The organism is Mycobacterium sp. G7A2 (assembly GCF_041902445.1).
GTDB lineage: Bacteria > Actinomycetota > Actinomycetes > Mycobacteriales > Mycobacteriaceae > Mycobacterium.
In genome coordinates this window covers 456,016-470,997 of record NZ_CP169251.1, presented here as the reverse complement: position 1 = coordinate 470,997, position 14,982 = coordinate 456,016, and the positions used below count along the sequence as shown (strand labels likewise).

The 14,982-nt window shown below is 68.9% G+C and carries 18 protein-coding genes; 11 read left to right on the top strand and 7 right to left on the bottom strand.

Annotation, left to right across the window (positions count from 1 at the left end):
* Positions 1-7 precede the first annotated feature (7 nt).
* The 5 genes from rpmB to ACEWX3_RS02260 all read left to right on the top strand — a co-directional run bounded on the left by rpmB (position 8) and on the right by ACEWX3_RS02260 (position 1,883).
* Positions 8-244 (top strand): 50S ribosomal protein L28, encoded by a 237-nt coding sequence (rpmB, locus tag ACEWX3_RS02280; RefSeq protein WP_163672071.1) that lies wholly within the window; start codon positions 8-10, stop codon positions 242-244.
* Positions 244-408, top strand: coding sequence for a 50S ribosomal protein L33 (rpmG, locus tag ACEWX3_RS02275; RefSeq protein WP_152519031.1), 165 nt, complete (start codon positions 244-246; stop codon positions 406-408). Before rpmB ends, rpmG begins: the two co-directional genes overlap by 1 nt.
* Positions 408-713: a 30S ribosomal protein S14 gene (rpsN, locus tag ACEWX3_RS02270; protein WP_207065376.1), complete on the top strand. Its 306-nt coding sequence runs from the start codon at positions 408-410 to the stop codon at positions 711-713. The genes rpmG and rpsN overlap by 1 nt, the downstream gene beginning before the upstream one ends.
* The gene (gene rpsR, locus ACEWX3_RS02265) at positions 710-961 is read left to right on the top strand and encodes a 30S ribosomal protein S18 (protein WP_374158585.1); all 252 of its coding nucleotides are present in this window, start codon (positions 710-712) and stop codon (positions 959-961) included. Before rpsN ends, rpsR begins: the two co-directional genes overlap by 4 nt.
* A 106-nt stretch (positions 962-1,067) precedes the next feature.
* Positions 1,068-1,883, top strand: coding sequence for a MerR family transcriptional regulator (locus tag ACEWX3_RS02260; RefSeq protein WP_207065374.1), 816 nt, complete (start codon positions 1,068-1,070; stop codon positions 1,881-1,883).
* Here the strand turns inward: ACEWX3_RS02260 and ACEWX3_RS02255 are convergent.
* From ACEWX3_RS02255 to ACEWX3_RS02225, 7 genes are all read right to left on the bottom strand, one after another.
* The gene (locus tag ACEWX3_RS02255) at positions 1,874-2,719 is read right to left on the bottom strand and encodes an SDR family NAD(P)-dependent oxidoreductase (RefSeq protein WP_374158584.1); all 846 of its coding nucleotides are present in this window, start codon (positions 2,717-2,719) and stop codon (positions 1,874-1,876) included. The genes ACEWX3_RS02260 and ACEWX3_RS02255 overlap by 10 nt on opposite strands.
* On the bottom strand, positions 2,716-3,081 hold the full coding sequence (locus tag ACEWX3_RS02250; protein ID WP_374158583.1) for a nuclear transport factor 2 family protein: 366 nt from the start codon (positions 3,079-3,081) through the stop codon (positions 2,716-2,718). The genes ACEWX3_RS02255 and ACEWX3_RS02250 overlap by 4 nt, the downstream gene beginning before the upstream one ends.
* 120 nt (positions 3,082-3,201) lie before the next feature.
* Positions 3,202-4,647, bottom strand: a complete 1,446-nt coding sequence (locus tag ACEWX3_RS02245) for a catalase (RefSeq protein WP_374158582.1) — start codon at positions 4,645-4,647, stop codon at positions 3,202-3,204.
* Between the two features lie 104 nt (positions 4,648-4,751).
* A complete protein-coding gene (locus ACEWX3_RS02240) occupies positions 4,752-5,189 on the bottom strand; it encodes a hypothetical protein (protein WP_163672079.1) in 438 nt (145 codons plus the stop codon).
* A gap of 56 nt (positions 5,190-5,245) precedes the next feature.
* Entirely contained in the window at positions 5,246-6,322 is a 1,077-nt protein-coding gene (locus tag ACEWX3_RS02235) for a DUF4185 domain-containing protein (protein ID WP_374159757.1), read from the bottom strand.
* Between the two features lie 34 nt (positions 6,323-6,356).
* Complete coding sequence (locus ACEWX3_RS02230) at positions 6,357-7,391, bottom strand: aspartate-semialdehyde dehydrogenase (RefSeq protein WP_163672080.1); 1,035 nt, start codon at positions 7,389-7,391, stop codon at positions 6,357-6,359.
* Positions 7,392-7,393: 2 nt separating this feature from the next.
* Positions 7,394-8,659 (bottom strand): aspartate kinase, encoded by a 1,266-nt coding sequence (locus tag ACEWX3_RS02225; protein ID WP_152519040.1) that lies wholly within the window; start codon positions 8,657-8,659, stop codon positions 7,394-7,396.
* A gap of 97 nt (positions 8,660-8,756) precedes the next feature.
* Between ACEWX3_RS02225 and ACEWX3_RS02220 the strand changes: the two genes are divergently transcribed.
* The 6 genes from ACEWX3_RS02220 to ACEWX3_RS02195 all read left to right on the top strand — a co-directional run bounded on the left by ACEWX3_RS02220 (position 8,757) and on the right by ACEWX3_RS02195 (position 14,977).
* On the top strand, positions 8,757-9,344 hold the full coding sequence (locus ACEWX3_RS02220) for a nitroreductase family protein (protein WP_374158581.1): 588 nt from the start codon (positions 8,757-8,759) through the stop codon (positions 9,342-9,344).
* Positions 9,345-9,470: 126 nt separating this feature from the next.
* Entirely contained in the window at positions 9,471-10,796 is a 1,326-nt protein-coding gene (gene glnT, locus ACEWX3_RS02215) for a type III glutamate--ammonia ligase (RefSeq protein WP_374158580.1), read from the top strand.
* 29 nt (positions 10,797-10,825) lie between these two features.
* Positions 10,826-11,734, top strand: coding sequence for a glutamine amidotransferase (locus ACEWX3_RS02210; protein ID WP_374158579.1), 909 nt, complete (start codon positions 10,826-10,828; stop codon positions 11,732-11,734).
* Complete coding sequence (locus ACEWX3_RS02205; protein ID WP_221359045.1) at positions 11,722-12,417, top strand: protein glxC; 696 nt, start codon at positions 11,722-11,724, stop codon at positions 12,415-12,417. Before ACEWX3_RS02210 ends, ACEWX3_RS02205 begins: the two co-directional genes overlap by 13 nt.
* On the top strand, positions 12,417-13,784 hold the full coding sequence (locus ACEWX3_RS02200) for an FMN-binding glutamate synthase family protein (protein WP_207065365.1): 1,368 nt from the start codon (positions 12,417-12,419) through the stop codon (positions 13,782-13,784). Before ACEWX3_RS02205 ends, ACEWX3_RS02200 begins: the two co-directional genes overlap by 1 nt.
* Positions 13,781-14,977 (top strand): NAD(P)/FAD-dependent oxidoreductase, encoded by a 1,197-nt coding sequence (locus tag ACEWX3_RS02195; RefSeq protein WP_374158578.1) that lies wholly within the window; start codon positions 13,781-13,783, stop codon positions 14,975-14,977. The genes ACEWX3_RS02200 and ACEWX3_RS02195 overlap by 4 nt, the downstream gene beginning before the upstream one ends.
* The last annotated feature ends 5 nt before the right edge of the window (positions 14,978-14,982 follow it).

Genomic DNA, 14,982 nt, shown 5'->3' with positions numbered 1-14,982 from the left:
GTGCCCCGTGTCCGCTCACTGCCAGGTGACCGGTCGCTCCCCGAGCTTCGGAAACACGGTGTCGCACTCCCACCGCCGCACCCGCCGGCGCTGGGACCCCAACATCCAGCGCAAGACCTACTACCTGCCCTCCGAGGGGCGCCGGGTCACGCTGCGCGTCAGCGCCAAGGGCATCAAGGTCATCGACCGGGACGGCATCGAGGCCGTGGTTGCCCGGTTGCGCCGGGAAGGCCAGAAGATCTGATGGCGCGCAACGAGATCCGCCCGCTGGTCAAGCTCAAGTCCACCGCGGGCACCGGCTACACCTACATCACCCGCAAGAACCGGCGCAACGATCCAGACCGCATCGTGCTGCGCAAGTACGACCCGGTGATCCGCAAGCACGTCGACTTCCGCGAGGAGCGCTGATGGCCAAGAAATCGAAGATCGCCGCCAACGACAAGCGGCGTGCGACCGTGGCCCGGTATGCCGAACGGCGGGCCGAACTCAAGGAGATCATCCGCCTGCCGTCCAGCTCGCCCGAAGCCCGCGCAGCCGCCCAGAGCGAGTTGAACCGTCAGCCCCGCGACGCCAGTCCGGTGCGGGTACGCAACCGCGATTCCGTCGACGGCCGCCCGCGCGGTCATCTGCGCAAGTTCGGGCTGTCCCGGGTGCGGGTGCGCGAACTGGCGCACGAAGGCCAGCTCCCCGGCGTGCGGAAGTCCAGCTGGTGAGGGGCAAGAAGCGCGACGCGCCGCCCGCCAAGAAGCGCCGCAATCTGCTCGACAGCCTGGACATCGAGCGCGTCGACTACAAGGACACCTCCACGCTGCGCCAGTTCATCTCCGAACGCGGCAAGATCCGCTCGCGCGCCGTCACGGGCGTGACGGTGCAGCAGCAGCGTCAGGTGGCCCTGGCGATCAAGACCGCGCGCGAGATGGCGCTGTTGCCCTACCCGGGCCAGAGCAACAGTCAGCGCTGAGCCTGACGGATCGGATCTTCGGCATTCTTCTGAAAAGTGCTTCTATGATCGCGATCTGAGCTGACTGTGCCGTCTCCCCGGGGAGAGCGTCAAAGGAGGACCACACGTGCGCTCCACCCTGACCATCGGAGAGTTCGCCACCCTGACGCGCCTGAGCGTGCGGACGCTACGCCGGTACCATGCCGCCGGCCTTCTCGAACCCGACACGGTGGATCCCTCGACCGGGTACCGGTACTACGCGCCCGAGCAGATCCCCACCGCCCAGGTCATCCACCAGTTGCGCCAGCTCGACGTCCCGCTTGCCGAGATCGGGACCATCCTCGCCACCGGTGACGCGCAGCAGCGTGCTGCGGTGGTCGAAGGACATCTGAGACGCCTCGAAGACGAGATGGACAGAACCCGGATGGCCGTCGTCTCGCTGCGGCGACTGCTGCATCCCGAACCGGTGGGACTGCCGATCGACGTACGGACGCTGCCGCAGCGCACCGTTGCCGGCATCACCGGTCATGTACGGCTCGCCGACTCGTTGGCGTGGTACGACGCGGCCATGGCGGAGTTGGATGGCGTCTTCGCCCCTGAGGAGCGCACCGGCCCGCCGGGTGGCCAGTTTTCCAACGAGCTGTTCGTCCAGGGCGCCGGGGCTCTGACGGTCTTCCGCCCGGTCCGAAATCCGCGTGCATCCGGACGCATCGAGGTCGTCGAGTTACCGGAGGTCGAGCTCGCCGTCACGGTTCACCCGGGGCCCCATGACGACATCGACGTCACCTACGGAAAGCTGGGATCCTGGGTGGTCGATCACGCGTTGACCGTCGCCGGCCCCATTCACGAGACCTACGTGGTGGGGCCGCGCGACACGCCCGAGCCCGCATCGTGGCGCACCGAGATCGGCTGGCCGGTGTTCCGGCTGTCTCGTCATGACTGATCAACGAAATCTGCTCCGCGGGCGAGATTTTCGTTGGCGCGAAGGTCTAGCAGGGTCTGCTCGAGCGTCGTGATCACGTCGTCGAAGCCGGCGCTGCCGAGCACGAGCCGGTGCGGTGGTGGCTGCTGCGCCATCGCCGCGATCACCGCACGCGCGCCACGCCGAGGGTCCCCGGGTTGGTGCCCGTCCTGCTCGACCATGACGGCGCGGACGCTCTCGAGCAGTGGGCGGTAGTCACTGACCGCCTCGGTGACCGGCTCTTCGGCGAACCCGGCGTACGCCTGGGTGCGAAACGCTCCGGGTTCGACGGCCAGCACGTTGATGCCCAGCGGAGCGACCTCCTCACGGAGCACCTCGGTGACCGCCTCGACCGCGGCTTTCGTTGCGCTGTAGTAGCCGAAGCCGGCCACCCCCGTCAGCCCCGCCACCGAGGACATGTTGACGATCCATCCGTTGCCGCGGCGGCGCATTTCCGGCAGTACGGCCCGGGTGACGGCGAGCACCGCGAAGAAGTTCAGCTCGAACATCGCCCGTACCTGCGCGTCGGCCATGCCTTCGATCGAGCCGTACCAGCCCCGGCCGGCATTGTTGACGAGCACATCGATACCGCCGAAGCGCTGGTGCGCCGCGTCGACGGCCGCGTGGATCTGTGCGGCGTCGGTGACGTCGAGCTCGACGACGTGGACGCGGCCGCCGTAGCCCTGCGCCCACTCCCGCAGCTCGGCGGGCCGTCGGGCGGTGAGCGCCACCCGGTCGCCGGCCTCGAGCGCCGCCTCGGCGAAGGCCATCCCGAATCCACCCGGGGTGCCGCCGGTGATGAACCATCGTCGTGTCATGGCTCGATCACCAGCCGGCTGATTCGACCGCCCTCGAGGGTGAATCGGTAATGCAGGTCGGCGACGCCCCCGGGAAAGTCACCTTCGAGATGCTGCACGACGTCGAACGACGCCGCGGCGAGGGTGCTCGCACCGGTGAATTCTGTGGTGTAGGAGTAGGAGTCGCCCGAGCTCTTCAGCCACTCCTCGATCTCGGCGCCGCCGTGATGGTCACGGCCCTCATCGGTGACCACGGCGTCGGTGGTGAACGCCGCCAGAGCCGCGCCGGTGTCGCGGCGGGCGTGGGCGACGAGGTACGTGGTGATCGGTCCGGGCAGCTGATCCCAGCCGATGACGGTCGCTTCGGTGCTGTCTGATGTCATGCCCCCAGGCTGCGGTCTCCCGCAGGGAGAGAGTCAAGCACGACTTCGGGGCGCCAATGGCACGGGCGGCCACCGCGTGGGTGGCCGCCCGTGTCAATCGATTCCGAACGCTGATCCAACCTAGCCCCCGTTGCGGACGCCTTCCTCGACCTTCTTGCCGAGTTCGGGGTCGACGTTCTTCCAGTACTCGAAGACCCGGGACAGCACGGGCTCCTTCACACCATCCGAGACGTGACCGATGATGTTGTGCGCCAACCGCTCCCGGGCCGCGTCATCGAGGACGTCACGGACCATGGTGCCGGCCTGGCCGAAGTCGTCGTCGTCCTGGCGCAGCGCGTAGGCGGTCCGCACCATCTCACCGTCGGCCGCCCAGTGCACCTCGGCCGCCCGCTTGGGGTCGACCTCGGGCCCACCCATCGAGTTCGGCGTGTACACCGGATCGGTGGCGTTGCGGATCCGCATCGCGCCGTCCTTGCTGTAGGCACGCACCTCGGTGTGGGGTTCGTTCACCGGGATCTGCTTGTAGTTGACCCCGAGCCGCGCGCGGTGCGCGTCGGCGTAGGAAAACCCCCGCGCCAGCAGCATCTTGTCCGGGCTGAGCCCGGTGCCGGGCACGATGTTGTTCGGTTCGAACGCGGCCTGCTCGATCTGTGCGTGGTAGTCCACGACATTGCGGTTCAACGTCATCCTGCCGACCTCGTGCAGCGGATAGTCGCTGTGCGGCCACACCTTGGTCAGGTCGAAGGGATTGAACCGATACGTCTTGGCGTCCTCGAACGGCATGATCTGCACGTGCAGCGTCCAGGACGGGAAGTTGCCGTCCTCGATCGAGTTGTACAGATCGCGCTGGTGGTAGTCGGCGTCCTCGCCGGCCAGCCGGTCGGCGTCCTCCTGGGTGAGGAAGTCGATACCCTGGTCGGTCTTGAAGTGGTACTTGACCCAGAACAGCTCGTCCTTGTCGTTGATCCAGCTGTAGGTGTGGCTGGAGTAGCCGTTCATGTGCCGCCAGGTCTTCGGGATACCGCGGTCACCCATCAGCCAGGTGACCTGGTGCGCGGACTCCGGCGACAGCGTCCAGAAGTCCCACTGCATGTTGTGGTCACGCAGATTGTTCGCAGCCATCCGCTTCTGGCTGCGGATGAAGTTCTGGAACTTCATCGGGTCACGCACGAAGAACACCGGGGTGTTGTTGCCGACCATGTCGAAGTTGCCGTCGTCGGTGTAGAACTTCAGCGAGAATCCGCGCGGGTCACGCCAGGTGTCTGGGCTTCCGCGCTCACCGGCCACGGTCGAGAACCGGGCCACCATCTCCGTCTTGGCGCCGGGCTGCAGGAACCGCGCCTTGGTGTAGGCGCTGACGTCCTGGGTGACCTCGAACTGGCCGAAGGCACCACCACCCTTTGCGTGGGGTTGGCGTTCCGGAATGCGCTCCCGGTTGAAGTTGGCCATCTGCTCGATCAGGTAGTGGTCCTGCAGCAGGATGGGCCCATCGGATCCGACGGTCAGTGAGTGCTCGACGCTGGGCGCGGGCGCGCCGCTGTCGGTCGTCGTGTACTTCTCGGCCATGCTCCCTCTTCTCCTCGAGACGTCGCGGCTACGGGGCTGTGCCACCGTCACGTCCTGTGGGGCGGGTACCCCCGGGGCGGGGTGCCTTTAACCCGGTGGCGACACTAATTTCCCGGCCGGCCCGGCGACGGTGAATCGCCCTGCCCGCCCGGTCCCGGAATCTCGATCACGGGGCCACCGGGGGCGAACGGTCCGGGGAAGCCGGGGCCGCGCTGGACGTCGCCGCGCGGGCCCATCGGGAACATCGGAGCGGCGGGCCGCAGCATCATGTGGTGGCCGCCGTCGCCGCGGGGTCCCTCACCGACCTCCTTGCCGACGAAGAAGCCGGTGCCGAAGATGACCGCGACGATGATCACCGAGCCGGCGACGATGCCCACCCAGGCCGCGACCTTGTTGAGCCGGTTGTTGTCCGGTGCGGGCGCGTACTGCGGCGGCGCAGAGTGATAAACGGGCGGCTGTGGTGCCGCCGGCGGCGATGGAGGCGTCAGTACGGGGCCGGTCGCGGGCTCGGACGATTCTGGCGGCGGAGTCGATTCGCTCATGCCGTCGATCCTGCGCTCCGTTTCACAGCTGCGGATAGGTGGCGGCTGTGAATCAGCTATGAGGGTTTGAGCGGGTTCACCGCGTACTGGATCACCCGGTAGGGGGTGCCGCCGCGCGGCATGGTGTTCCACTGGCTGACGAACACCCGCACCGCATCCAGCGTCGAGGTCGGGGCGATGTAGCCGCCGTAGGGCTGGGCGAGGCGGTTGTCCTGCGGCGGCGGCAGCACCTCGGCCGGGTCGGGCCAGGGCGCTGCGACGACGACCGTGGTCACCGGCGCCGTGCCCAGCCCGGTCGGGTCGTCGGCCACCCGGATCTCCATGTTGCCCGTGGTGGCGTTGAAGTAGGACAGCACGGTGCGGCCGTCGAGTTGGCGCACGCTCATCTCCCCCACCATGTCGTCCCACAGCGGCGCGGGCTCACCACCCCACTGCGCGCCGCTCCAGGCCTGCCATGAGTCGCGATCGGTGAACGAATCGGGCCCGGCGCGGTAGAGCTCGACGGGCCCGCTGCGGTCGAAGTTGTTGGCCACCAGATACACCCAGCCCCGTTCGGACTCGGCGGTGGGGATCGGATCGTAGTAGCCGCTGATCTGAGTCTGTCGACCCTGCGCGTAGCCGGCGTCGCGTTCCGAACCCGGCACCGTCGGCCAGTCACCCCGGCCCGGGAGCGCCTTGACCAGCCGGGAGCTCACCGGCCGCAGTGCCTCGGTGGTGGTCACCATGAGGTAGTTCTCGCGGTTGATCTCGATGACACCGGCGGGCAGCTGGGAGGTGCCCGCCGGGGTGGGGTCGGCCAGCAACGGGGTGGCGACCCCGGTGACACCGTCGTAGCGCACCCCGCCCCCGTCGTCGAGCGAGTCCCCCACCACGTGCAGCGCGACCGGTGAATACCAGCCGCCGTACCCGACGCCCTGTCCGGCGAAACTGTCCCCGCAGACCTGCAGGATCCCGCTCGGGAACTCCAGGAACTCGCACAGGTCGGTCGCACCGATGCCGTAGTCGGCGGTCAGCGTTCCGGTCCCGGCGGCGGGGCCGATCCGCAGCACCTGACCGGGCAGCAGCGGCGGTAGCTCGACCGGTGTCGCTCCCGCCGTGGGCGCCGCGTGCCACATCAGCAGGGCCGAGAGCATCCCGGCGGCGATGCGGTGGCGGCGCACGGCTGGATCAGAGCTTGGCGACCAGCAACTCGGCGATCTGAATGGTGTTCAGTGCAGCGCCTTTTCGCAGGTTGTCACCGGAGACGAACAATGCCAGGCCGCGACCGTCGGGCACACCCGGATCCTGGCGGATCCGGCCGACCAGCGACTCGTCCACCCCGGCCGCGGCCAGCGGCGTCGGCACGTCCACCATCGTCACCCCGGGCGCGGCGGAGAGGATCTCCGTGGCTCGCGCCACCGACAACGGTTGCGAGAATTCGACGTTCATCGACAGCGAGTGCCCGGTGTAGACCGGAACCCGCACGCAGGTGCCGGACACCGCCAGTTCCGGGATACCCAGGATCTTGCGGCTCTCGTTACGGAGTTTCTGGTCCTCGTCGGTCTCCCCGGAGCCGTCGTCGACGAGCGACCCGGCCAGCGGCAGGACGTTGAACGCGATCGGCGCGACGTACTTGTCGGGCGCCGGGAAGTCCACCGCGCGACCGTCGTGCACCAGCTCACGGCTGTCCGCGCCGACGGCGCTGACCTGACCGTACAGTTCTTCGACGCCGGCCAGACCGCTGCCCGAGACCGCCTGGTAGGTCGAGGCGATCATGCGGACCAGCCCGGCCTCGTCGTGCAGCGGCTTGAGCACCGGCATCGCGGCCATCGTCGTGCAGTTGGGGTTGGCGATGATGCCCTTGGGACGGTTTCCGGCATCGCGTTCGAAGTTGACCTCCGAGACGACCAGCGGCACGTCGGGATCCTTGCGCCACGCCGAGGAGTTGTCAACGACGACGGCTCCGGCGGCGGCGAACCGCGGTGCCTGCACGCGCGACATCGTCGCACCGGCGGAGAACAGCGCGACGTCCAGACCGGACGGATCAGCAGTCTCGGAATCCTCGACCACGATCTGCTCACCGCGGTACTCCAGTTTCTTGCCCGCCGAGCGCGCCGAGGCGAAGAAGCGCACCTCGTCGGCCGGGAAGTCGCGCTCCGCGAGCAGCGTGCGCATGACCTGGCCGACCTGGCCGGTCGCGCCGACCACACCGATGCTGACCATGTCTACCGCCCCGTTCCCGCGTAGACGACGGCTTCTTCGTCGCCGCCGAGGCCGAACGCCTCGTGCAGCGCCGCCACCGCGCGGTCCAGCTCGGCGTCCTTGATCAGCACCGAGATCCGGATCTCGGAGGTGGAGATCAATTCGATGTTGATGCCGGCGTTGGCCAGCGCCTCGCAGAACGTGGCGGTGACGCCGGGGTGCGACCGCATGCCGGCGCCGATCAGCGACACCTTGCCGATGTGGTCGTCGTAGAGGACCTTGGTGAACCCGATCTCGTCCTGCAGCGCGGTCAGCTTGGCCACCGCGCCCGGGCCGCTTTCCCGCGAGCAGGTGAAGGTCACGTCGGTCTTGCCGTCCTCGACCTTGGAGATGTTCTGCAGCACCATGTCGATGTTGACGTCGGCGTCGGCGACGGCGCGGAACACCCTGGCGGCGTAGCCCGGGATGTCCGGCAACCCGACGACGGTCACCTTGGCCTCGCTGCGGTCGTGGGCGACTCCGGTCAGGATTGCGTCTTCCATGGGGATGTCCTCGATCGATCCTTTGACGATGGTGCCCGGCCGGTCGGTGTACGACGAGCGGACATGGATGGGCAGGTCGAAGCGGCGGGCGTACTCCACGCAGCGCAGCATCAGCACCTTGGCGCCTGCGGCGGCCATCTCCAGCATTTCCTCGAAGGAAACGGTGTCGAGCCGCCGGGCGTCGGACACGATGCGCGGGTCGGCGGTGAACACGCCGTCGACATCGGTGTAGATCTCGCACACGTCGGCCTTGAGCGCCGCGGCAACGGCGACGGCCGTGGTGTCGGAACCGCCACGACCCAGGGTGGTGACGTCCCGGGTGTCCTGGCTGACGCCCTGGAACCCGGCGACCAACACGATCTGACCGTCGTCGAGCGCGTCGCGCAGCCGGCTCGGGGTGACGTCGATGATCTTGGCGTTGCCGTGCGTCCCGGTGGTGATGACGCCGGCCTGCGAACCGGTGAACGACCGGGCCTGCGCGCCGAGGGACTCGATCGCCATCGCCACCAGTGCGTTCGAGATGCGCTCACCGGCGGTCAGCAGCATGTCGAGTTCGCGGGCCGGCGGCGCCGGCGACACCTGCTTGGCCAGGTCGAGAAGTTCGTCGGTGGTGTCGCCCATCGCCGAGACGACCACGACAACGTCGTTGCCGGCCTTCTTCGTCTCGACGATGCGCTCGGCCACACGGCGGATGCGATCGGCGTCAGCCACCGAGGATCCGCCGTACTTCTGTACGACGAGCGCCACAAGAAAACCTTTCCAGTTCGGGGGGAGATCACATAAAGGATAGAGGCACCCCCCACCTGCATTTCCACCGCCGGTCGGGGCCGGTAGCCTCCGTGCGGTGCCTGACGCGCCCTCCGATCGCACGGCCGACACCTCGGTTCCGGTGCAGCCGGCCATCGCCGCGCGCTGGAGTCCCCGCGCCTTCGATCTCACCGCCGAGCTGGGAAAAGAGGACCTCGTCGGGGTGCTGGAGGCGGCGCGCTGGGCACCGACCTGGGGCCGGCGGCAACCGGTGCGGTTCCTGGTCGGCCGACGGGCAGACGAGGTATTCACCACACTTGCCGGGCTGCTGCGGCGCGGCAACAGCTACGCCACGGCCGCCAGCGCGCTGATCCTGGTGTGCGCCGACGACGGCGAGGACGACCGCACCGAGCGCTACGCCGCCGTCGATGCCGGCGCTGCGCTGGCCAATCTGTCGGTGGAAGCGGTCTCGCGGGGATTGATCGTGCACCCGATGGCCGGGTTCGACACCGAGGGCGCCCGTGCGGCCTTCGGACTGTCCGGGCCGCTGCGTCCACTGGTGGTGATCGCGGTGGGCCGCCTCGGTGACTACGCCGACGTTGCCCCGGAGATCGCCGAGCGTGACGGCCAGCCACGCCGGCGCCTGCCCCTGGAGGACGTCGTCCTGAACTGGGCACAGCTCTGACAAGCACCACCCACCCGCCGGCCTGATCCGGAAAACCACCGGCTCGACCTGCGGGCATCGCTCACACTGCGATATGTTTCCTTGAGTGATACTTTGATTCACAACAAGAGACAAAGGGTGGTCGACATGCCGGAAGACCTGGCCACACTGGCCGAGTTGTGCACACAGTCTGAAACGAAATTCATCCTCGCGCTGTTCGTGGACCTGCGCGGGAAGCCCTGCGCCAAGCTGGTCCCGGTGGAGGCGGTCGACATGCTGGCCACCGAGGGCGTCGGGTTCGCGGGATACGCCGTGGGCGCGATGGGCCAGGAACCCAAGGACCCCGACCTGATGGCGATGCCCGACCCGGCATCGTTCACCCCGATCCCGTTCATCAAGGACGGCCTGGCGATCGTGCACTGCGACCCGTACGTCAACGGTGCGCCCTGGCCCTACGCCCCGCGGGTGATCCTCAAGTCGCTGATCGAGCAGTGCGCCGACGCCGGTTTCGAGCCGTGGGTGGGCGCCGAGGTCGAGTACTTCCTGCTGCGACGCGGCCAGGACGGCAGCGTGTCTGTCGCCGACGCGGCCGACACCGCCGCCCAGCCCTGCTACGACGCCCGCGGGGTGACCCGGATGTACGAGCACCTCACCGCGGTGTCGGTCGCGATGAACACCCTCGGCTGGTCGAACTACGCCAACGACCACGAGGACGGCAACGGCCAGTTCGAGCAGAACTTCAAGTTCGCCGAGGCGCTCACCACCGCCGACCGGGTCGTCACGCTGCGCTACCTGCTGTCGATGATCGCCGCCGAGCGCGGCATGATCGCCACCTTCATGCCCAAGCCGTTCGCCGACAAGACCGGCAGCGGGCTGCACCTGCACCTGTCGCTGACCAGCGGAGGCAACCCCGTCTTCCCGGCCGACCCCGCCGCCGAGGACCACCGCGGACTCGGGTTGTCGGAAACCGCCTACGGCTTCATCGGCGGCGTCCTCGACCACGCCTGCGCGTTGCAGGCCGTCGTCGCCCCCACCGTGAACTCCTACAAGCGCACCGGCGCCACCTCCACCTCGTCCGGCGCCTCCTGGGCACCGCGAGTGCCCACCTACGGCGGCAACGACCGCACCCACTACATCCGGGTGCCGGACTGCGAACGCATCGAGCTGCGCGGCGGCGACGGATCGGCCAACCCCTATCTGGCGATCGCGGCGGCGCTGGGCGCCGGCATCGACGGCATCAAACGCAGCACCGATCCCGGCCCGGTGGGCGGCGGGAACGGCACCAAGGCACTGCCTCCGACCCTGCTGCACGCGGTGGAGGAATTCGAGGCCGACCCGGTGGTGAGCGGTGTGCTCGACGCCGCGGGAGACGGCGTCGCCGGCTACTTCGCCGGGGTCAAACGCGACGAATTCTTCGCCTACCACAGCGCGGTCAGCCCGTGGGAGATCGACAACTACCTGACCGCGTTCTGAGCGGCCCGAAACCAGAAGGGAATCAACACATGTGCGGGATCGTCGGGTTGCACCTGCGCAACCCCGAGCTCAACCCCCGACTCGGTGAACTGCTCACCGGCATGCTCTGCGAGATGGGTGAGCGCGGCAGCGACTCGGCAGGCGTCGCCGTCTACGGCGACCCGACCTGGTCGCCGCCCGGCCAGGGCTGCGTCTCGATCGCCGAACTCGCCCCCGGAACCACCGCCGACATCGCCGCGGTCACCGCTGCGGTCGAGGCCGAACTGGGTTCCGACGTCGACGGAGTCGCCGCCGACGACAGCTTCCTGCTGTCGGCTGGCGTGGAATCCGAAAAGCTGCTGGCCGCTGTGCGGTCGGCGTACCCGCAGGCGCTGATCGCCGGATTCGGCGCGGACATGGCGGTGCTCAAGGGGGTCGGTCATCCCCGCGCACTGACCGACGCCTGGGGCCTGGCGAAGGCCCAGGGCTGGCAAGGTGTCGGGCACACCCGGATGGCCACCGAATCGGCGGTGACCCCGGCCGGTTGCCACCCCTACGCCGTCGGTTCCGGCCAATGCCTGGTGCACAATGGGTCGTTCGCCAACCACGCCACCGTCCGTCGCGAACTGCGCTCGGCCGGAATCGCTTTCGACAGCGAGAACGACACCGAGGTCGGTGCCAGGTTCATCGCCAAACAGCTCGCCGACGGACTCGACGTCCAGACCGCACTGAAGGCGCTGTGCGCGACGTTCGACGGTTTCTACACGCTGCTGGTGTCCAACCGCGATTCCTTCGCCGTGGTGCGCGACGCCATCGCCTGCAAGCCCGCGGTGATCGCCGAGACCGACGACTGGGTGGCGATGGGCAGCGAATACCGGGCACTGGCCGGGCTGCCCGGCGTCGAGAAGGCCCGTATCTGGGAACCCGAACCGGAGGTGGTGTACGCGTGGAGCAGATAGTGCCCGCAACACAGTTCGATCTGCGCAACACGCCGCTTCGCGACGTCAACGCCGCTCTGCACGCCCCCGATCTGACCGGCGAGTTCGTCGTCAGGCACCCGGCCGGTGCGCACAACGTCGCCGTCGGCCTCGACGCACCCGTGACCGTCACCGTCGACGGGCACGTCGGCTACTACGCGGCGGGCATGAACCAGCGCGCCGACGTGGTGATCCACGGCAACGCCGGGACCGGGGTCGCCGAGAACATGATGAGCGGCACCGTATGGGTCAAGGGCGATGCCTCGCAGTCCGCCGGCGCCACCGCGCACGGCGGCCTGCTGGTCATCGAGGGCAATGCCGCGGCCCGCTGCGGCATCTCGATGAAAGGGGTCGACATCGTGGTCGGGGGCAGCGTCGGGCACATGAGCGCGTTCATGGCCCAGGCCGGGCGCCTCGTGGTCCGCGGCGACGCCGGAGAGGCGCTGGGCGACTCGATCTACGAGGCACGCCTGTACGTGCGCGGTGACGTCGCGTCTCTCGGCGCGGACTGCATCGCCAAACCGATGGACCCCGAACATCATCGAGAACTCGCCGAGCTGCTCAAGGCCGCCGGATTCGACGACGACGACACCGCCGCCTACACCCGCTACGGGTCCGCGCGCACCCTGTATCACTTCCACGCCGACAACACGAGTGCCTACTGATGACGCCACAGAACCCGGATTCCCGCGCCCGACTGGGGTTGCGCGAATCGGCCACTTTCGACCGCACCACCATCGCGGCCATCCAGCGCGCCGCCGACACGGGCATCTACGACATCCGCGGCTGGGGCGCCAAAAGGGCGCTGCCCCATTTCGACGACCTGCTCTTCCTCGGCGCGTCGATGTCGCGCTACCCGCTGGAGGGCTACCGCGAGCGTTGCGCCACCGACGTGGTGCTCGGCGATCGGTTCGCCAAACATCCACTGCACCTGGACATCCCGGTCACGATCGCCGGCATGAGCTTCGGCGCGCTGTCCGGACCGGCCAAGGAGGCGCTCGGACGCGGCGCCAGCGAGGTCGGCACGTCCACCACGACCGGCGACGGCGGGATGACTCCTGAGGAACGCGGGCAGTCCAAGACGCTGGTCTACCAGTATCTGCCGTCCCGCTACGGGATGAACCCCGACGACCTGCGTAAGGCCGACGCCATCGAGATCGTGCTGGGCCAGGGCGCCAAGCCCGGCGGCGGCGGAATGCTGTTGGGCCAGAAGATCTCCGAGCGCGTCGCGGCGATGCGAACCCTGCCGCAGGGCATCGACCAGCGCTCGGCGTGCCGGCACCCGGACTGGACCGGCCCCGACGACCTCACCATCAAGATCAACGAGCTGCGTGAGATCACCGACTGGGAGAAGCCCATCTACGTCAAGGTCGGCGCGTCGCGCGTCTACTACGACGTCAAGCTCGCCGTGCACGCCGGCGCCGACGTCGTCGTCGTCGACGGTATGCAGGGCGGCACCGCGGCCACCCAGGAGGTGTTCATCGAGCACGTCGGTATCCCGACGCTGGCCGCCATCCCCCAGGCCGTGCAGGCGCTGCAGGAACTCGGCGTGCACCGCCCCGCGGCCGGTGGCGCCGCAGACCGGAAAGGGGTGCAGCTCATCGTCTCCGGCGGCATCCGCAACGGGGCCGACGTCGCCAAGGCGCTGGCGCTGGGCGCCGACGCGGTGGCCATCGGCACCGCGGCGCTGATCGCGCTCGGCGACAACCACCCGCGTTACGCCGCCGACTACGAGAAGATCGGCAGCGCAGCCGGCTTCTACGACGACTACCAGGACGGCAACGATCCCGCGGGCATCAGCACGCAGGATCCCGAGCTGGCGGCCCGGCTGGACCCGGTCGCCGGCGGTCACCGGCTGGCGAACTATCTGCGGGTGCTGACGATGGAGGCGCAGACCATCGCGCGGGCCTGCGGTAAGGCCCACGTCTGCCACCTCGAACCCGACGACCTGGTCGCGGTCAACGTGGAGGCCGCCGCGATGGCCCGGGTTCCGCTGGCGGGGACCGACTGGATCCCGGGGGCGCAGCGGTGACCGAGACCGCGGACGTCGTCGTCGTCGGCGGCGGTCTGGAAGGCTGCGCGGCGGCGTGGGCGCTGAGCCGGCGCGGCGTCACCGATGTGGTGGTCGCCGAACGCGGCACCGTCGGCTCCGGGATGACGGGCAAGTCCAGCGGAATCGTGCGCTGCCACTACGGCGTCAGCTCGCTGGCCGCCATGGCCGCCGTGGGCTTGGAGGTGTTCGAGAACGCTCAGGATCTCTTCGGCACCGACATCGGGTTCCGGCAGACCGGCTACGTCGTCGGCGTCGCAGACGCCAACGTGGACGCGTTGCGCAAGAGCCTGGCCGCACAACGGTCCGTGGGAGTCGACACCGAGGAGATCGACCACGCCGAGGTGGCCCGCCTGTGGCCCTACGCCGACCTGACCCCGTTCGCGGCGTTCGGGTGGGAGTCCCGCGGCGGGTACGGCGACGCCTACCAGACCGCGCAGGCGTTCTCCGCCTCGGCGCGTAGCGCCGGAGCGCGGGTGCGCCAGGGCAGCCCGGCCGCCGGGTTGCTGGTCGACGGCGACCGCGTCACCGGTGTGCGCCTGGCCGACGGCAGCGAGATCTCGGCCGGCACCGTGGTCGTCGCGACCGGGGTGTGGACCCGGCCGTTCCTGGCGCCCTACGGCATCGACATGCCGATCCGCGTGGTCCGCGAACAGATCGTGCTGATCGACCCCGGTATCGACAACGCCGCTGTGAGCCGGCTTCCGGTGTTCTCCGATCTGGTGTCGCTGCAGTACGTGCGCCCCGAGGTGGGCGGGGAGATCCTGTTCGGCAACAGCGACCTCGCGCACACCGAGGACGCCGACCCCGACAGCTACCTCAACCGCGCCACCGAGGCGTTCGTCGACGTGACCGTGGACAAGGTCGGCACCCGCTTCCCCGGCTTCCCCGACGCGGCGATCTCGAGCAGCTACGCCGGCTGTTACGACGTCACACCGGACTGGAACCCGGTGATCTCCCCCGGCCCGTTGGACGGGCTGGTGATCGCTGCCGGCTTCAGCGGACACGGCTTCAAGATCGCGCCGGCGGTCGGCCGGCTGGTCGCCGACCTCGTGATCGACGGTCGCAGCAGCGACCCGCGCATCCCGGAATCGGACTTCCGCTTCTCCCGCTTCGCCGACGGCGAGCTGCTCACCACCCCCTACCCCTACGTCGGAGCGGGTGAGATGCGCTAGACATC